This window comes from Polaromonas sp. P4_F9, assembly GCF_056401235.1.
On the sequence record NZ_JBFUJT010000017.1, the window covers coordinates 174,900 to 194,611 of the forward strand.

Here is a 19,712-nt window from a genome sequence, read left to right on the forward strand (position 1 = left end):
GCTAGTCATCACTACGCCATGCGCAAACCTTGCTGGAGACCAAGCCAATGAGCCGACCCATGTTTGACGAGATGAATGCAACGGAGTCCAGCGTCCGTGACCATTACCAAGGCTACCAGCGTTGGCTGGCCAAACAGCCCGCCGAAGTGATGGAGGCGCGCCGCGCCGAAGCCGAGATGATTTTTCGCCGCGTCGGCATCACCTTTGCCGTGTATGGCGCCAAGGACGAGGACGGCGCGGGTACCGAGCGGCTGATTCCGTTTGACCTGATTCCCCGGATCATTCCGGCCCATGAATGGGCCAGCATGGAAAAGGGGCTGGTGCAGCGTGTCACGGCGCTGAACCGCTTCATCCATGACGTCTACCACGGCCAGGAGATCATCAAGGCCGGCGTGATTCCGTCCGAGCAGATCTTCCAGAATGCCCAGTTTCGCCCCGAGATGATGGGCGTCGACGTGCCCGGCAACATTTACTCTCACATCAGCGGCATCGACATCGTGCGCGCGCCCAATGCGCAGGGCGAGGGCGAATATTACGTGCTCGAGGACAACCTGCGGGTCCCCAGCGGCGTGAGCTACATGCTGGAAGACCGCAAGATGATGATGCGGCTGTTCCCCGAACTCTTCAGCGAGAACCGCGTGGCCCCGGTGGCCCACTACCCCGACCTGTTGCTGGAGACACTCCGGGCGATGGCTCCGCCCGCCACGGCCGAGCCGACGGTCGTGGTGCTCACGCCCGGCATGTACAACTCGGCCTATTTTGAACACGCCTTCCTGGCGCAGCAAATGGGCGTGGAACTGGTCGAAGGCCAGGACCTGTTTGTCAGGGACAACTTTGTCTACATGCGCACCACGCGCGGACCCCGGCGGGTGGACGTGATCTACCGCCGTGTCGATGACGATTTTCTGGACCCGCTGGCTTTCCGTCCCGACTCCACGCTGGGCTGCGCGGGGCTGCTCAATGTCTACCGCAGCGGCAATGTGTCGCTGTGCAACGCCATCGGCACCGGTGTGGCAGACGACAAGTCGATCTATCCGTACGTGCCGAAAATGATCGAGTTCTACCTGGGCGAAAAACCCATCCTCAAGAACGTGCCGACTTACATGTGCCGCAATGCCGAAGACCTGCAGTACACCCTGGCCAACCTCAAGGACCTGGTCGTCAAGGAAGTTCATGGCGCGGGGGGCTACGGCATGCTGGTGGGGCCGGCCGCCACCCAGGCCGAAATCGAGGACTTCCGCCAGGCGCTGCTGGCCAATCCCGCGGGCTATATTGCCCAGCCCACGCTGAGCCTGTCGACCTGCCCCACTTATGTCGAAAGCGGCGTGGCGCCGCGACACATTGACCTGCGGCCCTTTGTGCTGAGCGGCAAGGACGTGCAGATGGTGCCGGGCGGCCTCACCCGCGTGGCGCTGAAGGATGGCTCGCTGGTGGTGAACTCCTCACAGGGGGGCGGCACCAAGGACACCTGGATTCTGGAAGGAAGTTCGGCGGCGCCCATGCAATGGCAGTCACAGTCGCAGTCACCGATTGGAGGGAACTGATCATGCTATCGAGAACTGCAGATCACCTTTTCTGGATGTCGCGCTACACCGAGCGCGCTGAGAACACCGCGCGCATGCTCGACGTGAACTACCAGACCTCGCTGTTGCCCCAGTCCGCGGCCGTGGCGCAAGGCGGCTGGCAGAGCCTGCTGAGCATCAGCGAGCTCAAACCGGCCTATGCCGCCAGGTACGGCGACAGCATCAATCCGCGTGAAGTGATGGACTTCATGGTGCGTGACGAGAAAAACTCGTCAAGCATCATCTCGTGCCTGAAAAACGCCCGCGAAAATGCCCGCGCCGTGCGGGGCACGCTGACCACCGAGGTGTGGGAGACGCAAAACCAGACTTACCTGGAAATCATCCGCATGCTGCGCAACAGCGATTTTGAGCGTGACCCCGGCCAGTTTTTTGAATGGGTCAAATTCCGTTCGCACCTCTCGCGCGGTGTGACCGCGGGCACCATGCTGCAGGACGAGGCGTTTCATTTTTTGCGCCTGGGGACGTTTCTGGAACGAGCCGACAACACGGCCCGGCTGGTGGATGTGAAGTTCCATGCCGTGGAAAATGATTTTCTCGGCGCAACCGGCGAGAAAGACCAAGAGTACGATTTTTACCACTGGAGCGCGATTTTGCGCAGCGTGTCCGGCTTTGAGGTGTACCGCAAGGTGTACCGTGACGTCATCAAGCCCGAGCGCGTGGCCGAGCTGCTGATCCTGCGGGCCGACATGCCGCGCTCCCTGCTGGCCTGCCTGAACGAGCTCATGAGCAATCTCGCCATGGTGACCAGCGATGCGTCCAGCGAAACGCAGCGCCGCGCCGGCAAACTGCGGGCCGATTTGCAGTACGCCCGCATTGACGAAATCCTCGCGACCGGCTTGCATGCTTTCCTAACCCAGTTCCTGGACCGGGTCAACGAAATCGGCGCGCACATCAGCCGCGAATTCCTCGTTCCGGCGACCAATTGAAACAGCATGAGGTTACGGGGGCCGCAGCGCCGGGCCGCTCCAAGCAAGGCCAGCCCCCGAGGGGCTGGAGCCTGCGGCTCCAAACCTGCTTGAGCAGGTTTGGACAGGCGACAGAGGCGCAGCGTCTCGCAAGCCGCGGCCTGCAAGGCCTCGAGAGTTACGCGAAGCGAGCGAACGTGGGGGYGATGGCCGCAGCGCCGGGCCGCCCCAAGCAAGGCCAGCCCCCGAGGGGGGCAGAGAGTTACGCGAAGCGAACGAACGTGGGGGCTCTTATTCCATGAAGCTGCACGTGAGGCATACGACCGACTACCGCTATACAGAGCCCCTGCGCTACGCGTTGCAGACGCTTTGGCTGACCCCGCAGTCCGGCCCGGCGCAAACAGTGTATTTCTGGAGCCTGGGTGCGCCCGAAAAACTTTTTTCCCAGCTCGACGCCTTTGGCAATCCCATCCATTCCTACACGTTCGTCGGCCAGGAGTCTGACAACGTACGCTGGAGCCTGGTCAATGCGGCTGGGGACGTTGAAACCCTGGGAGTGGCCGAGTTCACCGATGCCGCGAGCCTGCCGCATCCGGACTTTTTTTTGCGGGCCACGCATCTGGCCCAGCCGGATCCGGTGCTGGCTGAGTTCGGTCGCCGTTTTGTCACGCCTTCCGCCACCCGCGGCAAGGCCGAGTTGGGCATGCTGTTGGCCTTGAGCCAGGGTGTTGCTGAGGCGGTAAGTTATCAAAAAAATAGCACCAGCGTGACGACCACGGCACTGGAAGCGTTCAGGGCCGGTGCGGGCGTGTGCCAGGACCAGGCGCACGTGATGGTGGCGATCTGCCGCAGCCTGGGCATTCCTGCGCGTTATGTGAGCGGTTATTTCTACGCCGCCAACGAGCCTGACCTGGCCAGCCATGCCTGGGTGGATGTGTGCCTGGACGTTGCCAGCCGGCGCTGGGTCAGCATCGATGTAACCCACAGCTGTCTGATTGACGAGCGTCATGTTCGGCTGGCCATGGGAACCGACTACAACGCGTGCCCGCCGGCCAAGGGTGTGCGGCAGGGCGGTGGCAAGGAAACCATGACGGTGGACATCACGATTCAGCCCGTTTGAAGGGCGCTGCGCTGGCCCGTCGCCAGCAGGGCGCAGAACAGCGCAGGGGGCATGGGGGTCCTCAATGCTTGAGCGCCTCCATCGACACATGGAGCGTGATTTCGTCCCTGATCAGCGGCACGAACCGGCCCAGATTGAACTCACTGCGTTTGACTTTGCCGGTAGCGTTGAGCCCGCAGGCTGGTTTGCGCAACATCGGGTGCATCATGCATTTGAAGTGCGTGACCGTCAGGGTCACGGGCCGGGTGATGCCCTTGACCGTCAGATTGCCTTCGACGGCGGTGACGTCATCGAGCTTGCCGAAGCTCAGACGGCTCGACTTGAAGGTGATGACGGGAAACCGCTCGGCATCAAAGAACATGTCGCTGCGCAGGACCTGGTCGAACAGTAGCGAGCCGGTGCTGATCGACTGGACGTCGATGCTCACCTCCACGCTGCCCACTTGGTTGTCAAGATCCAGGGTGATGGTCGCGTCGACCTTGTCGAAACGGTCGCGCTGCGTGCTGTAGCCCAGGTGGTTGAACTCGAACCAGGCGAAGGTGTGGTCCGGGTCGCGCTCATACACATCGACGACGGCGAACGCCGAAGCCAGGAACAGACTGCCCAGCAGCGCTACAACAAGTTTTTTCATTTTTTTCATGAGTAACTCCTGACGGTGGGCCGCTACGGTTCAAGGACCAGGTGAAACTGCACCGTCACCTCGTTGGCCACCACGCGAACATCGCCCCAGGTGCCTCCGCCGATGCCGAAATCCAGGCGTTTCATCACAAAAGAGCCTTCCATGACGGCTTGCTTGCCGCGGGTCTTGAGCTCCGCGTTGACCAGCACGGGCTGGCTGGTGCCCTTGATGCTGAGGACCCCGCTGACCTGGAACCGGCCAGCGCCCTGCGACTGGATCTGGCGCATCTCGAAGCGCGCCTCGGGATGGCGGCTGGCATCGAACCACTGCGCGCCCACCACCTCTTCATTGACCTCCCGCAGGCCGGTGTCGACGCTGGACAGGTCGATGCGCAGCTGTCCGCGGGCCGTGGTGGGCACCTCGGGGTCGAAGGCCAGGCTGGCGTCGAATTTGCGGAAAGCCCCATCCACCGGCACGCCCATTTGCCGCGAGGTAAAGCGGATATGGCTGGCCGCCAGGTCCAGCCGCCGGTATTCAGCGGCCTGGGCGCAGGCGCATGACAGGAGCAGGGCCGCAGCCACAGCGACGATTTTCATTCACCCCTCCCTTTGAACCGGAACATCCGGCCCAGCAAGCCGTCCCGGTCGATGAAATGGTGCTTGAGCGCCGCTGCGACATGCAGGCTGACCAGACCCAGCAGCGCGTAATTGAGGATGYTATGCAGCGCTTGCAGAAACAGCCCCAGCGCCTCGTTGCGGGCCACCACATCCGGCAGCGGCCACAGGCTCAGGTAGACCGTCGTCACGCCTTTGGCCGAACTCATCAGCCAGCCCGACAGCGGCACGCAGGCCATCAGCAGATACAGCAGCAGATGGTTGGCATGCGCCGCGCTCAGCTCCCATGCCGGCATCGCAGCGGGCAGCGGCGGCGGCGCGTGCTGGATGCGCCAGACGATGCGGGGCAACAGCAGCGCTGCCACCGTGACGCCGATCCACTTGTGATACGAATAGAGCTGCAGCTTGAGCGGACTGAGCGGCAGGCCGACCATGTACAGCCCGACGGAAAACCCCGCCACCATGAGCAGGGCCATGGCTGCGTGCAGGGCGACTGCGGTGCGGGTGTAGGAGGCGGGCTGCAAACGGCTCTCCAGTGGCAGGTGTGGACTTTCACAGCCATTGTGATGCCATCGCCGTGGCCAGCGCAAGCGAGCCGCCGCCCGCTGGTCGCTGGTCGCTCTATGGCGCCGCCAGGTTCCGCCTGGCCCGCGTGGCTTTCGTGGAGCGCACGCAGCTTGGACAAGGTCCGGCGTGTGCAGGACCAGCGGTTCAAATAGCCACCCGTATCCGGGAAACCACCAGTGCCTTGCCAGCTGATTGACAGCTGCGCCCCTTATCGTTGGGCGCACCACTGATCACAAGGACTCGACATGAACCGCCGCAACCTCCTGCAAGCCACTTCGCTCGCCATCGCTTTGCCCTCGCTGGCCTGGGCCCAGGACAAATACCCCAGCAAACCCATCACCCTGATCTGCCCCTATGCTGCCGGCGGCAACGCCGACCAGCGCTCGCGCCAGATCGGCAGGTTCATCTCCACCGCGCTGGGCCAGCCGGTGATCGTGGACAACAAGCCCGGTGCGGGCGGCAACATCGGCACCGAGGCCGTCGCCCGGGCCAAACCGGACGGCTACACCATCGGCATGGGCAATTTCGCGCCGCTGGCGGTCAATCCGACCATGTTCAAGAAAATGAATTTCGACCCTGCCAAGGACTTGGTGCCGGTCTGCCTGATCGAAAAGGGCCCGCTGATGCTGATGGTTCCCGCGAACTCGCCGTTCAAGAGTGTCAAGGACATCATCACCGCCGCCAAGGCCAGTCCCGGCAAGCTGTCGTTTGCCTCGGGCGGGCTGGGCGGGTCGCACCACCTGTCGGGCGAGATGTTCAAGTCGCTGGCCGGCCTGTCCATCACGCACATTCCCTACAAGGGCGGAGCGCCCGCCACGACCGATCTGATGGGTGGTCAGGTGGACATGATGTTCGAGCAGATGTATTCGGCCGCGCCCTCGATCCGCGCCGGCAAGCTGCGTGCGCTGGCCATCACCAGCAAGACGCGTTCGCCGCTGTTTCCCGATTTGCCCGCCATGGCCGAGTCCGGTGTGCCGGACTTTGAGGTGCAGAACTGGCAGGGGCTGGTGGCGCCGGTCGGCACGCCCATGGCCCTCATCAAGCTGCTCAATGAAACCGTCAACAAGGCGCTGGCCGACCCGACCATCAAGGAACAGATGCTGGGTCAGGGCAATGAACTCGGTGGCGGCACGCCCGAGCAGTTCGCCACCCTGATCAAGTCGGAGGCCGATCGCTGGGGCAAGCTGGTCAAGAGCGCGAACATCAAACCCGAATAGCGCTGCCTGCGTTAGCGTGCGCTATGCGCTCGGCCAGCAGGTCGATGAAGCTGGCCTCGCCCATGTGGATGTGTGATCCCGATGCCAGCCGATGCCTGACCCCGGGTAATCGCGGCACGGGTGCGAGAGATATCAGGGCCAAATCCGACTTGTACTTGCGCGTAGATTTGCAAAATGGGAGACTTGACCTTCGACTTCATAGTCGCAACACAAAGATAAAGACCTTTTCTCCAAGGCTTGCCGCCATGATGTGAACCGCCCCAACCGGACGCCGAACATGGAAATTCTCGACCCCGCAACGCTCCATGAGCACCTGGCCGCCGACGCCTTCGAGGAAATGTCGGCATTCGGCGCGCTGTCGCAGAGTTTTGTCGCGAAGCTGCTGGCCGACGGTGAAGTGCTGAAGTTGACAGCCAATGAGATCCTCTACCGCAAGGGCGATACCGCCGATAGCTTCTTCGTGTTGCTAAAAGGTCAAATCACCGTTTATGAGGATACCGACGGCGGCAAGGACATCATCCGAACCATGAACGCGGGAGAAAGTGTGGGCTTTCCGGCAATGATCGCGCTGCGCCCGCGGCGCTTCAGCGGCTATGCCGCCGATGACTGCATCGTGGTGAAGGTATCGAGTCAGGTGTTTGCCGACCTTTACGTATGGGACCCGCAGCAATTCGCCATTTTTTTCATGAGCCTGTCGCGCGATATGAGCCGCTTTCTGAGCGACACCGCGGGCAGACCGGGAAAGCCCCAGGATTAGTGGTGCACCGACCGCGCTTCGCCGCGCCGCTCCACTTTTGCTAGCTCTTCATGCCCTTCTTGCAAGGGCCAACGGTCGTCCGTTACGGCGTGGCTCACTTGACCCGCGCTGCCACTTCGCGCCCCAGCTCAATCACCGCCATGGCGTAGTAGCTGCTCCAGTTGTAGCGCGTGATGGCGTAGAAATTCTCGGTGCCCGCCACGTAGTTCGGTGCGTCCGACCCGTTGAGCAGTTCGATCAGCGCCAGCGGGCCGGCGTGTTGCAGCGCAGCGCCTTCCAGTACCGCGCCCTTGGCGGTAAAGCTGGCCACGCTAAAGGTTGGCAGGATGTCGGGCGCCATCAGGGCGTCCATGTCCAGGCGGCTCGTGTCAAAGCTCACCGGGTAGTGGGTGGGCATGCCCGGCTGCCAGCTGAAGGCCTTGAAGTAGTTCGCGACTGAGCCGATCACGTCGGCCGGGCTGTTCCACAGGTCAACGGTGCCGTCGCCGTCGAAGTCCACCGCGTACTTGATCCAGCTGGAGGGCATGAACTGCGGCATGCCCATGGCGCCGGCATAGCTGCCTTTTGCCTCGAAAGGATCGACGCCGCGGCGGCTTTGCAGGGTCAGAAACTGCTCGATCTCGTCCTTGAAAAACGCGCTGCGCTCCGCGGCCCGCGGGTGACTCGCCGGAAAGTCGAAGGCCAGTGTGGCCAGGGCGTCCATCACGCGGAAGCTGCCGGTGTTGCGGCCGTAAATGGTTTCCACGCCAATGATGCCGACGATGATGTCGGCCGGCACGCCGTACTCTTTTTCGGCGCGCTCGAGTGCTGCCTGGTTGGCCAGCCAGAAGCGCGCGCCGGCCTCAATGCGAATGGGATCGATGAAACGGCTGCGGTACACCCGCCAGTTCTTGACGAATGGTTTCTCTGACGGCTGCATCAACCGGGCGACGGTGGGCACATAACGTGAACGCCCAATGGCGTCGCGTACCCAGTCCGCATTCAGGTCGCGCCGGCTGGCCAGGTCGTCGGCAAACTGCATGGCATCGGGGCGCGTGGCATAGAGCGGACCCTGCGCCGGCTCCGCTGTGCTGGCCACCGTTTTCTTCAGAGGTTTTGCGCCGGCGAGCCCTGCCGAGCCGGCGAGGGCAGCTATCAAAACCAGAGCAAAACTGAACTTGTAAAGAGGCATCTGAAGTGTCATGAGGAGAAGGAAGGGCGAAGCTTCAATTCTAAGCAGGCCATGCGAGCGCGCGCCATTGCTGCCGCAGCCGCCTGATGTCCCGGAGCTGGCTGTGCTGGCCGGAAGAGGTCGCCGCATAGCGCTGCAGTTCCAGCTGCATCAGCCAGTCATGCAGCGCCTGTCCGCGGCTGCCGCTTCCACCGCCGTACCGTGCCAGCACCTGCAGCGCCAACTGGCGCGGCGAGGTGGCTGGCGTGCTCTCTATGCCGGCTTTGGCGAGCTGCCTGCGCGCGCGGGCCAGCAGGCGAAGCCACGGGTCGTGCTGGGTGCGGTCCCACAGCGTCCAGGCGGCGCCCAGCAGTGCCGCCAGCACGATGATGCCCAGCAATACGTAGCTCAGGTCCTCCCAGCTCGGGGATTCAAAGCCGATGTCCCTGAGCAGGTTGAGCTGCTTGCCCTGGGTGTAGTTGAGTACCCATTGATTCCAGCCGTTGTTCACCGCTTCCCAGGTGGCGCGCAGCTGCGCCGCCAGGGTGGGGCTGATGTTTCCCAATGTCTGCGCCACCACGCCCTGGGGCGCAGCGAGCCGCTGGAAAGCGCCGGTGCGCCCCGGCGCGACTGCCGAGGTCGGGTCGACCCGCACCCAGCCCCGATCCTTCTGCCAGACTTCTGCCCAGGCATGGGCGTCGCTTTGCCGCACCACCCAGAAGCCGTCCACCCCGTTCAGCTCACCGCCCTGGTAGCCGGTGACGATGCGCGCGGGAACGTCCATCGCCCGCATCAGGATCACAAAGGCCGACGCGATGTGTTCACAAAAGCCTTCCTTGCGGTCAAACCAGAATTCATCGGCCGTGTGCTGGCCATACACACCGGGCTCCAGCGTATAGGTGTAACCGGTGCGCAGACGGTCCAGCACGAGCTGAACCAGTTGGGCATTGCTGGCGTTCCTGTAGCGCGGGTCGCCGCGTATCTCGCCGGCCAGCGCCAGGGTGCGCGGATTGAAGCCGGGGGGCAACGCCACAAACTCCCGCAGCCCGAAGACCGGCCGCGTGGGCCCATGCCTGAAGGTGGGGTAGCTCTGCGCCTTGTAGCGCACAAGATCGGTGATCGGGCGATTCACTGTCCATTGCAGGTCGGCCTGCATCACGCTTTGGTAGCCCGGCAGCACCGGGCTTTGTGCTGCGGCTTCCATCACAAAAAGCCATGGACGGCTGGTGGGCTCCAGCGTGACTTCGTAGCTGACAGGTGCACCTGCCACGGCCAGATTCGCGCCGGCCCTGCCCTGGCTGTTGCGCGGGGAGAAGTTGAACAGCGGCGGCCGCCACTCGCGGCCATCAAAGCTGGACATCACGGGGCCGCGAAAATACAAATCCTGCTGGGGCGGCGGGCGGCCTTCAAACCGGATGCGCATGGCCACGCTGTCGTCAAGCGCCAGGGTGGCGATGTTGCCCACCTGCATGCTCTCGCTCAGGCCGCTGCGGCCAGCCATGGCATCGCTGGGCACGCCCCACAGGGGGGCCAGCCGCGGAAACAGCAGAAACAGCACCACCATGATGGGAGCGCCGAGCAGCGCCATCCCGCCGGCGGTCCGCGCGGCCAGCGCCAGCGGCGGTTTTCCGACCGGCAAATGGGCGTTGACGAGCACCGTCAGCAGGCCCAGCAGCCCCAGCAACATGCTAAATGCGGTGAGCAGCGATTGCGAGTAAAAGAAGTTGCTCAGCATGCAGAAAAAGCCGAGGAAGAACACCACAAACGCATCGCGCCGGGCCCGCAATTCCAGGGTTTTAAGCGTCAGCAACACGACCAGCATGGTGACGCCTGCGTCCCGTCCCAGCAGGGTACGGTGCGTCATCAGTGTCGCGGTAATGGTCAGGGCCAGCAGACCGATCAGCCACCACTTGCCCGGTAGCGGCCGCGACTGCAGCGCCAGCCAGCCGCGCCAGAGCAGCACGGCGCCTGCCAGCGCGCTGCACCACAGCGGCAGCTTGCCCGCTTGCGGCAACAGCACCCAGGCGATGACGAGTAGCAGGAACAGTGTGTCGCGGGCTTCGCGGGGCAGGCTGTTGAGGCGGGTCAGCATCGCTGCTCCTGCTGGCTGCCCAAGCCGCTGATCGGGTATCGTCTTTGTCGCTGGGCTTTTGGGTTCTCTGCTGAGAGCTGCTGGCCGGGGGTAGCCCGGCGGCTACTCACTTTTCTTTTGCTTCGCCAAAATAAAAGTAAGCAAAAGAAAAGGCGACCCTGCTGTCTGCGACCCCTGCGCTGCGCTACGGGGCAACCTGCGGTGCTCGGTCCAGGCGGGGTCTCGCTCAACTCGCTGCGCTCAGACAATCGCGATCCCTGATCCGCCTGGCCCTGCGCTCCTCGGCACAGACAGAAGGGGTTTAAGGGGAACAGCCCAAATACCGAAGTCCGAAAACCACAAGGACACGCCACGGCGTGTCCTTGTTTGTCTTGGTATTTTCTTTGTGTATTTGCTAGCTGCTCCCCACCCGTGTGGCTGGGCCGAGCAGCGCAGATGGAGGCGGGATCAGGGCCGCAGTTGTTTGAGCGCAGTGCAACGTAGCGAGTTCTGCGGACCCCCGCCGGAGTCGAGCAGCGCAGGTTGCCCGTAGCGCAGCGAAGGGACCCAGACTGAGGGTCGCCTTTTGGTATTCGCGTCACTTCGCCTTGCGAAATGAGCGAATCCCCACTACGTGAACTTTGGGTACTTTCTTTTGGCGAGGCAAAAGTAAAGTGCCTCGCCCGCCGGGGCGAGTCCCGGCCAGCAGCCCCAGAAAAAATCCCCGTCAACATACCGCCAGCGCCTCCAAACACTGCCGCTTATGCGCCTCCCCGCTGCCAGGCCTGATCTCGAGCGACGGCAAGCGCACTCCGTAGTCCAGCCCCAGTTTGTCGGCCAACAGAATCCACGCGCACAGCCGCGAAAGCTTTTGCTCGACACCCGCAGAACCCGCCTGCATGAAATCCAGCCAGAGCTCATGGCGTTGGGCCTGCTGGGTGTCGCGCACCACCAGGCCGTTGCCCTGCTCGTCGGCCTTCGCCGCCTTTTTCCAGACCACCAGTTTCATCGGGTCGCCGCGCCGGTAGCTGCGGATGCCGTCGAACTCGCCCGTGCTTTGCGCCCGCGCTGCGGCTGCGGCACCGCCGGAGCGCGGCTCGCCCGGGGGCAGTGGTGGCGGGTGCAGTTCAGGCGCGGGGTAGACCAGGAGCTGGGCCGCCGGCCGCCAGACCGTCCAGACTCGAAAGGTGCCCAGCGGGAAGCGTGTTTCCGCCGTCAGTGTGGGAAGGCGGTGCAGGCCGCGCCGCGGTGGCGTGAAGGCTACCTGTACCACGCTGCTGCCTTGCGCCGGCACATCGGTCCAGGCCCAGTGCTGCTCGCGGCCTTTATGCGCATCCACATCGTGCGGACTGAGCACGCTCAGGCCGATGCCATGGCGCGCGGCCCGCCTGGTGTTTGTGAGTTTGATGTCAAAGGAGGCTGTCGCTCCGGCGTAATGAGCGGGTGGTGCCATCAAATTCATGGCGAGCCCGCGCAGGGTGCCGTGGCACACATGCATGCCCACCAGCGCGCTGCCGGCCAGCAAAAACGTCAGCAGGTAGCCCAGGTTGAGCTGGTAGTTGATCGAGGCGACCAGCAGCACCAGCAGGGTCACGCCCAGCATCAACCCCGCGCGTGTGGGGAGGATGTAGACGTTGCGCTGCGTCAGTGTGACGCTGTCGGTGAAGGGCAGCTTGCTCTGCCACCATGTCTGGAAACGGCCCCTGATGAAAGACAGGGGGTTGGGGATGAGCGCCAGAGTGGCCATGAAGAACGGGTTTTCCTGATTCGGGGGTCAGGGCAAGGGCACGGCTTCCAGCATCGCACGTACCTGCTCCACGGAGCCGCGACCGGCGTCGCTCACGGGAAGGAGGCGGTGCGCGGTGGTCTGTGGCAGCACGGCGGCGATGTCGTCGGGAGCGACATAATCGCGGCCGTCCAGGAAGGCCTGCGCCCTGGCGGCGCGCATGACGGCGATGCCCGCCCGCGGGCTCAGGCCCTGCAGAAACCAGCGGCCCGAGCGCGTGGCCGCCACCAGATCCTGCAGGTAGTTCAGCAAGGGGTCCGCGGCATGCACCTGCGCGACCAGCTGTTGCAGCTCCAGCAGGTCGTGCGGGGCCAGCAGCGCCGGCAGCTTGTCGACCATCTCGCGCCGGTCGCTGCCCCGGAGCAGTTCCCGTTCGGCGGCGCGGTCGGGGTAGCCCAGCGAGATACGCATGTGAAAACGGTCCAGCTGCGACTCGGGCAGGGCATAGGTGCCCAGCTGGTCGTGCGGGTTTTGCGTGGCAATCACAAAAAAAGGCACAGGCAGGGGACGCGTTTCGCCCTCCACCGTGACCTGCTTTTCCTCCATGGCCTCCAGCAGCGCACTCTGCGTTTTCGGGCTGGCCCGGTTGATTTCGTCGGCCAGCAGCACCTGGGCAAATAGGGGGCCGCGATGAAAGACAAAACTTTCTTTCTGGCGCTCGTAAATCGAGACACCCGACAAATCGCTGGGCATCAAATCGGCCGTGAACTGCACGCGGGAAAATTGCAGGCCGAAAGAGCGCGACAGCGCATGGGCGAGGGTGGTTTTGCCCACCCCGGGAACGTCTTCAATCAGCAGATGGCCTCCCGCGAGCAGGCAGGCGACGCAGTCCTGCACCTGCGCGTGCTTGCCGACAATGACCGTGTTAAGCTGATTCAGGAGCGCTTGAAGTTTTTCTTTGACGTTCATGTCGTCAACCTTACCGCAAAATTTTCATGCTATGAACGCGACTGGTTATTTCACTCACAAAGACTGCCGGATGCACGAAATGGGCCCGGGGCATCCCGAATGTCCCGAGCGGCTCGACGCCATTGAAGACCGGCTGCTGGCCTCGGGCGTTGCGGATGCGCTGGACCGGCGCGAGGCGCCGCTGGCTGCACTGGGCGACATCGAGCTGGCGCACGACCGCATGATGGTGGCGGCGATCCGCGGCCTGAGCGATCACCTGGCCGATGACATTGACGCAGGTGGTCCCGCCTACGCGCAGATTGATCCGGACACCGCTCTCAACGTGCATACCTGGAACGCCGCCTTGCGGGCTGCGGGCGCCGCGCTCGCGGCCACCGACAGCGTGATGGCCGGCGAAATCGAAAACGCCTTTTGCGCCGTGCGCCCACCGGGGCACCATGCCTGCCATAACAAGGCCATGGGGTTTTGCATTTTCAACAGCGTCGCCATTGCGGCCAAATACGCCATGGAGCGCCACGGCCTTAAGCGCGTGGCGATCGTCGATTTCGACGTGCACCATGGCAATGGCACCGAAGACATCCTCAGCGGCGACGAGCGCGTGCTGATGGTGAGCTTTTTCCAGCATCCCTTCTATCCCTACAGCGGCACCGGAGCGCATGCCGACAACATGGTCAACGTGCCGGTGCCCGCCTACACCAAGGGGATGGAGGTGCGCGAAATGATCGAGACCATCTGGATACCGCGCCTCGAGGCCTTCAAGCCCGAGATGATTTTCATCAGTGCCGGCTTCGATGCACACCGCGATGACGAGCTGGGCCAGCTGGGACTGGTGGAGCAGGACTATGCTTGGATCACCCAGCGCATCAAGGATGTGGCCAGGCGCCATGCGCAAGGCCGCATCGTGTCGTCGCTCGAAGGCGGCTACAACCTGCGGGCGCTGGCGCGCAGCGTCGAAGCGCATATCCGTGTGCTGGCCGATTTGTAGGCAGCCTTGTGCGCGCCGCCCATCGCCGTGCGCTGAGCCGTGTGAACGGATTCCCGGCCTCGGGGAGGGAACTCCCGGCTTCATTGAAAAAGTTGAACAACGTTGAATCCAGTTGAACAAAGGAAACCGCAATGGCCAGCGCCGGCGCCCTGAATCCTGCCAATGCCTCCCTCGTCCGTCCAGCGGACCGCATCGATAACCTGGATGCCTGGTTTGCAGCCCTGACCCAGTCCTCCGCGCTGACTGAGCTGGCTTCGCTGATCGCCTGTGCCCTGCTGGCCTGGCTGGTGGTGCGGCTGGCCAGCCGTGCGCGGCACAGTGCTGATGAGTCGTCCATCCTTTTTGGCCGGCGCATTGTTGACGGCGTGCTTTTCCCACTGCTGCTTTTGTTTTTTGCCTATACGGTACAGGCGTTGCTGGCGCGGATGTTCCCGCTGGCCGTCTTCAGGGTGGCCATTCCGGTGCTGCTGGCGCTGGCGCTGATTCGCCTGGGCGTCAAGGTGCTGCAGGTGGCATTTAAAAATGCGCCTCTGGTGCGGGCGATGGAACGCACGTTTTCATGGCTGGCCTGGATCGCCATGGTGCTCTGGGTCAGCGGCCTGCTGCCGGTGATTCTCGAGGAGCTGGACGGCATCAAGTGGAAGGTCGGCAACTCGACCCTGTCGGTGCGCACCATGCTCGAGGGCGCGCTGACGGCAGGGGTGGTGCTTTTGATCGCGCTGTGGATTTCCTCGGCGCTGGAGGCGCGCCTGCTGCGCTCTGCCACCGGCGGCGAGTTGTCCCTGCGCAAGGCGGTGAGCAACGCCGTGCGGGTGGTGCTGATGTTTGTGGGCCTGTTGCTCGCGCTGTCGTCGGTGGGCATTGACCTGACGGCGCTGTCGGTGCTGGGCGGAGCGATTGGCGTAGGGGTCGGCTTTGGCCTGCAAAAGCTGGCTGCCAGTTATGTGAGCGGTTTTGTGATGCTGGCCGAGCGCAGCGTGCGGATCGGGGACAACGTGCGTGTCGATACCTTCGAAGGCCGCATCACCGACATCAACGCCCGCTACACCGTCGTGCGGGCACCGTCCGGTCGCGAATCCATCGTGCCCAACGAGATGTTCATCAGCAACCGTATCGAAAATCTTTCGCTGAGTGATTTGCGGGTGTTGCAGTCCACCGTGGTGTCGGTGGGCTATGACAGCGATGTGGCGCTGGTGATGCGTTTGCTGGCCGAAGCAGCGCTCAAGCAGGAGCGCGTGCTGCGCGATCCCGAGCCTTCCGTGAACCTGACCAATTTCGGGGCCGATGGGCTGGAGTTCACGCTCAACTACTGGATGACCGACCCCGAAAATGGCCAGCAAAACCTGCGCTCCAGCATCAACCTCGCGGTGCTGAAGGCCCTGCGTGAGAACGGCGTCGAGATTCCATATCCGCAGCGGGTGATTCACACGCGTGCCAGCGCCGCGGAGGGCGTCAGGCCTTCCTGAGGCGCCGGAGCGCGGGAAGGCCGGTGCCTCCGGGGCGCTTTCAATTGACGCCTGCACGACAGTTGTTTGGTGGAGATGCTCTAATTCCACAGGGGGAGCCATTTATAATGAAATAGAACGACCGTTCTTTTTTGCTTGCTGCCGCGGCGGATAACCCTCCGGGCAACAAGTTGGCCGCCCGCACCACGAAGGCCGCAGCATAGAATGCAAGGCTTACGTTTACGTCAACGTCAATTAACAAACTCTGGAGCCCTGAAATGAAGGTCTTGGTACCCGTCAAGCGTGTGGTCGACTACAACGTGAAAGTCCGCGTCAAATCGGACGGCACTGGCGTCGACATCGCCAACGTCAAGATGAGCATGAACCCGTTTGACGAGATTGCCGTCGAAGAGGCGACCCGCCTGAAGGAAAAGGGCGTCGTGACCGAAGTCATCGCCGTGAGCTGCGGCGTGCTGCAGTGCCAGGAAACCCTGCGCACCGCCATGGCCATCGGCGCCGACCGCGCCATCCTGGTCGAGACCGCCGAAGAACTGCAGCCGCTGGCCGTGGCCAAGCTGCTCAAGGCCCTGGTCGACAAGGAGCAACCCCAACTGGTGATTCTGGGCAAGCAGGCCATCGACGACGACTGCAACCAGACCGGCCAGATGCTGGCCGCCCTGCTGGGCTGGCCGCAAGCCACCTTCGCTTCCAAGGTCGAAGTCGAAGGCGGCCAGGCCAAAGTCACCCGCGAAGTCGACGGCGGCCTGGAAACCCTGGCCCTCACGCTGCCCGCCATCATCACCACCGACCTGCGTTTGAACGAGCCGCGCTATGTGACGCTGCCCAACATCATGAAGGCCAAGAAAAAGCAGCTCGACAACTTCAAGCCGGAAGACCTCGGCGTGGACGTCAAGCCCCGCATCAAGACCCTGAAGGTCAGCGAGCCGCCCAAGCGCAGTGCCGGTGTCAAGGTCGCCGATGTCGCCGCCCTGGTGGACAAGCTCAGGAACGAAGCCAAAGTAATCTAAGGAATTGACATGACCGCACTTGCTGTACTCGTAGTAGCCGAACACGACAACAATTCCATCAAACCCGCGACCCTCAACACCGTGACCGCCGCCGCCCAGTGCGGTGGCGAGGTGCATGTGCTGGTCGCCGGCAAGGATGCCGCCGCCGCCGCCCAGGCCGCCTCCACAATAGCCGGCGTGGCCAAAGTCATCCACGTCGATGGCGTGCACTTTGAGCACGGCCTGGCTGAAAACATGGCTGCGCAGGTGGTCGCCATCGCCGGCAGCTACTCCCACATCCTGTTTCCGGCCACCGCGTCGGGCAAGAACATCGCCCCCCGCGTGGCCGCCACGCTGGATGTCGGCCAGATTTCCGACATCACCAAGGTCGATGCGGTGGATACCTTTGAGCGCCCGATTTACGCCGGCAATGCGATTGCCATTGTGCAAAGCCTGGACGCCACCAAAGTCATCACCGTGCGCACCACCGGCTTCGATGCGGCAGCGGCCACGGGCGGCTCGGCCGCCGTGGAAACGCTGGCCGGCGTGGCCGACAGCGGCAAATCGTCGTTTGTCGGCTCCGAGATCGCCAAGAGCGACCGCCCCGAGCTGACCGCCGCCAAGATCATCGTGTCGGGCGGCCGTGCGCTGGGTTCTGCCGAGAAGTTCAACGAAGTCATGATGCCGCTGGCGGACAAGCTGGGCGCCGCAYTGGGTGCCAGCCGCGCCGCCGTCGACGCCGGTTATGCSCCCAACGACTGGCAAGTGGGCCAGACCGGCAAGATCGTGGCGCCGCAGCTCTACATYGCCGCGGGCATCTCGGGCGCCATCCAGCACCTGGCCGGCATGAAGGACAGCAAGGTCATCGTSGCCATCAACAAGGACCCCGAGGCACCGATTTTCAGCGTGGCTGATTACGGGCTGGAGGCTGACCTGTTCACCGCTGTGCCCGAGCTGGTCGTCCAGCTATGAATTCACCATGCCTGTGAACAGTGTTCAGTCTGGAACGAACAGTGGTATGAACCGAGCAATCGGCAGCCAGGTAAGCTGGCCAAAATCGGATATTGTCAAAACCGCTGCCTGTGATTTTTCTTCCCTCAAGCAGTTAGTTCAAGTGCACAAACGGTACCTCAAGCAGATTTGACTTTTACGCTCTTGCCTTACCCATGCGACAGGATCTTCGAGAGGAACTCCCGGGCGCGCGGGGAACGCTCGTCGGCATTGCCAAAAAAAGCCTCCTTCTTGCAATCTTCAACGATTCTGCCCTCGTTCATGAAAATCACGCGGTCGCCGACCTTGCGGGCGAATCCCATTTCGTGCGTGACGCACATCATGGTCATGCCCTCTTCGGCCAGCCGTACCATGACGTCTAGGACTTCGCCGACCATCTCGGGGTCCAGCGCTGACGTGGGTTCATCGAACAGCATCACCGTGGGGTCCAGGCTGAGCGCGCGCGCAATCGCCACCCGCTGCTGCTGGCCACCTGAAAGTTGACCCGGAAATTTGTCCTTGTGCGCCAGCAGGCCGACACGGCCCAGCATCTTCAGGCCGCGTGCCTGGGCCTCGGCGGGACTGCGCTTGAGCACCTTGACCTGGGCAAGCGCAAGGTTTTCAGTGACGGACAAATGCGGAAACAGTTCAAAGTGCTGAAACACCATCCCGACCCGCGAGCGCAGACGGGAAAGGTCGGCGTTGCGCGCCGTGATGGACATGCCGTCGACCACGATATCGCCTTTCTGTATGGGCTCCAGCGCGTTCACGGTTTTGATCAGCGTACTCTTGCCCGATCCAGACGGGCCGCACACCACCACCACTTCACCTTTTCCGATGGTGGTACTGCAGTCCGTCAGGACCTGGAAGTTGCCATACCACTTGGAGACGTTCCTGATTTCAATCATGACGGGTCCTGGCAGTTAATTGAAACGCGGCAAGAGTTTGCCGTAAAAAGAAGCCGTCATCATTTGCCGGGCCTGTCGAAATAACCGGCTTTGATGGTGGAGCCGATCAGGTTGACGATCAGGCGTCCGGCGGTGACGCAGGTCAGCTTGCTGGCGTTGTCTTTGGAGGGCTGAATCTCGACAATGTCCATCCCGACCACTCGCCCCTTCTTCACCAGCCCGTGAATCAGTTTTCGCGCCTGCACAAAGCTCATGCCGCCCGGCGCGGGGCCATCGACCGCCGGCATGATCGTCGGGTCCATGCCATCGGCATCGATCGACAGATAGTAGTTTCCACCGTCGGGAATGCGAGCGAGCACGGCGTCCATACCCACGTCGTGCAGTTCGTAGGCGGTGATGATGTCCGCGCCATAGTTCCGCGCGAACTCGAAGTCCTCGGGCCGTGCGCTGCCCTGCGCCCGCAAGCCGATCTGCACGATGTGCACGACATGCTTCATTTCCGATGCGCGCCGGATGGGGCTGGAGAGGCCGTCCCTGACACCGTTGACCTCATCCCGCCAGTCCAGATGGGCGTCAACATGCACCAAAGTGATGGGACCGGTGTCGCTGTACGCGCGCAGCACCGGCGTGGTGATGCCATGGTCACCGCCCAGCACGATGGGCAAACCGCCGCCCTTGAGGATTTTCCGGACAGCCAGCTCGACCCGCCGGTAGTGGTCGCCGGGGTTTTTCAGGTCGGGAATAACATCGCCACAGTCCACGAAACGGATGTCGGAACGCCCCTGCAACAGCGGCCCGTCGATGTCGAAGTCATAGTGATCCGGTGCGCGCACGATGCGGTCCGTCACGTCGCGTATGGCTTGCGGGGCGTTGGTCTGGTCGTTAGTGAACGACCTGGCGCCATAGGCCGAACCGAAAGGCATACCCAGGATGGCGATATCGGCTTGCAAATTGTCCAGATCCGTCACCAGTTCAGAATACAGCAGCGTGGCGTGCCCGGTTCGTGGTGCAGAGGTGAGTTTTTCCATCGGATTTCCTGTTCGTTGAGTGTTTGAAGTACTGGGTTATTGAGTTGCCGG

At 62.9% G+C, this 19,712-nt stretch carries 18 protein-coding genes; 9 read left to right on the top strand and 9 right to left on the bottom strand.

Going from position 1 to position 19,712, the window contains the following annotated elements; translation table 11 throughout:
• Window positions 1–47: 47 nt before the first annotated feature.
• From AC1DUB_RS16535 to AC1DUB_RS16545, 3 genes are all read left to right on the top strand, one after another.
• Window positions 48–1,544 carry a circularly permuted type 2 ATP-grasp protein gene (locus AC1DUB_RS16535; RefSeq protein WP_477730425.1) on the top strand — a complete coding sequence of 499 codons (1,497 nt, stop codon included), beginning with the start codon at window positions 48–50 and terminating at the stop codon, window positions 1,542–1,544.
• Between the two features lie 2 nt (window positions 1,545–1,546).
• Window positions 1,547–2,509 carry an alpha-E domain-containing protein gene (locus AC1DUB_RS16540; RefSeq protein WP_477730426.1) on the top strand — a complete coding sequence of 321 codons (963 nt, stop codon included), beginning with the start codon at window positions 1,547–1,549 and terminating at the stop codon, window positions 2,507–2,509.
• 277 nt (window positions 2,510–2,786) lie between these two features.
• Window positions 2,787–3,608, top strand: a complete 822-nt coding sequence (locus tag AC1DUB_RS16545) for a transglutaminase family protein (RefSeq protein ID WP_477730427.1) — start codon at window positions 2,787–2,789, stop codon at window positions 3,606–3,608.
• Between the two features lie 61 nt (window positions 3,609–3,669).
• Here the strand turns inward: AC1DUB_RS16545 and AC1DUB_RS16550 are convergent, their stop codons facing one another.
• The 3 genes from AC1DUB_RS16550 to AC1DUB_RS16560 are packed head-to-tail and all read right to left on the bottom strand — an operon-like array spanning window position 3,670 to window position 5,317.
• Complete coding sequence (locus tag AC1DUB_RS16550; RefSeq protein WP_477730428.1) at window positions 3,670–4,248, bottom strand: YceI family protein; 579 nt, start codon at window positions 4,246–4,248, stop codon at window positions 3,670–3,672.
• 23 nt (window positions 4,249–4,271) lie between these two features.
• Window positions 4,272–4,823: a YceI family protein gene (locus tag AC1DUB_RS16555; RefSeq protein ID WP_477730429.1), complete on the bottom strand. Its 552-nt coding sequence runs from the start codon at window positions 4,821–4,823 to the stop codon at window positions 4,272–4,274.
• The gene (locus tag AC1DUB_RS16560) at window positions 4,820–5,317 is read right to left on the bottom strand and encodes a cytochrome b (RefSeq protein WP_477730462.1); all 498 of its coding nucleotides are present in this window, start codon (window positions 5,315–5,317) and stop codon (window positions 4,820–4,822) included. Before AC1DUB_RS16560 ends, AC1DUB_RS16555 begins: the two co-directional genes overlap by 4 nt.
• 336 nt (window positions 5,318–5,653) lie before the next feature.
• On the opposite strand from AC1DUB_RS16560, the gene AC1DUB_RS16565 reads away from it, so the two are divergent.
• The gene (locus AC1DUB_RS16565; RefSeq protein WP_477730430.1) at window positions 5,654–6,625 is read left to right on the top strand and encodes a Bug family tripartite tricarboxylate transporter substrate binding protein; all 972 of its coding nucleotides are present in this window, start codon (window positions 5,654–5,656) and stop codon (window positions 6,623–6,625) included.
• Between the two features lie 277 nt (window positions 6,626–6,902).
• Complete coding sequence (locus AC1DUB_RS16570; RefSeq protein WP_477730431.1) at window positions 6,903–7,382, top strand: cyclic nucleotide-binding domain-containing protein; 480 nt, start codon at window positions 6,903–6,905, stop codon at window positions 7,380–7,382.
• Window positions 7,383–7,476: 94 nt separating this feature from the next.
• On the opposite strand, the gene mltB is transcribed toward AC1DUB_RS16570, so the two are convergent.
• From mltB to AC1DUB_RS16590, 4 genes are all read right to left on the bottom strand, one after another.
• Window positions 7,477–8,565, bottom strand: a complete 1,089-nt coding sequence (gene mltB, locus AC1DUB_RS16575) for a lytic murein transglycosylase B (RefSeq protein ID WP_477730432.1) — start codon at window positions 8,563–8,565, stop codon at window positions 7,477–7,479.
• Between the two features lie 28 nt (window positions 8,566–8,593).
• Window positions 8,594–10,624: a transglutaminase TgpA family protein gene (locus AC1DUB_RS16580; protein WP_477730433.1), complete on the bottom strand. Its 2,031-nt coding sequence runs from the start codon at window positions 10,622–10,624 to the stop codon at window positions 8,594–8,596.
• 706 nt (window positions 10,625–11,330) lie between these two features.
• Window positions 11,331–12,350, bottom strand: coding sequence for a DUF58 domain-containing protein (locus tag AC1DUB_RS16585; protein WP_477730434.1), 1,020 nt, complete (start codon window positions 12,348–12,350; stop codon window positions 11,331–11,333).
• Between the two features lie 27 nt (window positions 12,351–12,377).
• Complete coding sequence (locus AC1DUB_RS16590; protein WP_477730435.1) at window positions 12,378–13,298, bottom strand: AAA family ATPase; 921 nt, start codon at window positions 13,296–13,298, stop codon at window positions 12,378–12,380.
• A 31-nt stretch (window positions 13,299–13,329) separates the two neighbouring features.
• Between AC1DUB_RS16590 and AC1DUB_RS16595 the strand changes: the two genes are divergently transcribed.
• From AC1DUB_RS16595 to AC1DUB_RS16610, 4 genes are all read left to right on the top strand, one after another.
• The gene (locus tag AC1DUB_RS16595; RefSeq protein WP_477730436.1) at window positions 13,330–14,283 is read left to right on the top strand and encodes a histone deacetylase family protein; all 954 of its coding nucleotides are present in this window, start codon (window positions 13,330–13,332) and stop codon (window positions 14,281–14,283) included.
• A gap of 131 nt (window positions 14,284–14,414) precedes the next feature.
• Window positions 14,415–15,749, top strand: coding sequence for a mechanosensitive ion channel family protein (locus AC1DUB_RS16600; protein WP_477730437.1), 1,335 nt, complete (start codon window positions 14,415–14,417; stop codon window positions 15,747–15,749).
• Between the two features lie 257 nt (window positions 15,750–16,006).
• Window positions 16,007–16,756 carry an electron transfer flavoprotein subunit beta/FixA family protein gene (locus AC1DUB_RS16605; RefSeq protein WP_477730438.1) on the top strand — a complete coding sequence of 250 codons (750 nt, stop codon included), beginning with the start codon at window positions 16,007–16,009 and terminating at the stop codon, window positions 16,754–16,756.
• Window positions 16,757–16,765: 9 nt separating this feature from the next.
• Window positions 16,766–17,707 (top strand): electron transfer flavoprotein subunit alpha/FixB family protein, encoded by a 942-nt coding sequence (locus AC1DUB_RS16610; protein ID WP_477730439.1) that lies wholly within the window; start codon window positions 16,766–16,768, stop codon window positions 17,705–17,707.
• A 188-nt stretch (window positions 17,708–17,895) separates the two neighbouring features.
• On the opposite strand, the gene AC1DUB_RS16615 is transcribed toward AC1DUB_RS16610, so the two are convergent.
• Both AC1DUB_RS16615 and AC1DUB_RS16620 read right to left on the bottom strand, forming a co-directional pair.
• Entirely contained in the window at window positions 17,896–18,633 is a 738-nt protein-coding gene (locus tag AC1DUB_RS16615) for an amino acid ABC transporter ATP-binding protein (RefSeq protein ID WP_477730440.1), read from the bottom strand.
• Window positions 18,634–18,692: 59 nt separating this feature from the next.
• Window positions 18,693–19,661 (bottom strand): agmatinase, encoded by a 969-nt coding sequence (locus AC1DUB_RS16620; RefSeq protein WP_477730441.1) that lies wholly within the window; start codon window positions 19,659–19,661, stop codon window positions 18,693–18,695.
• Window positions 19,662–19,712 lie beyond the last annotated feature (51 nt).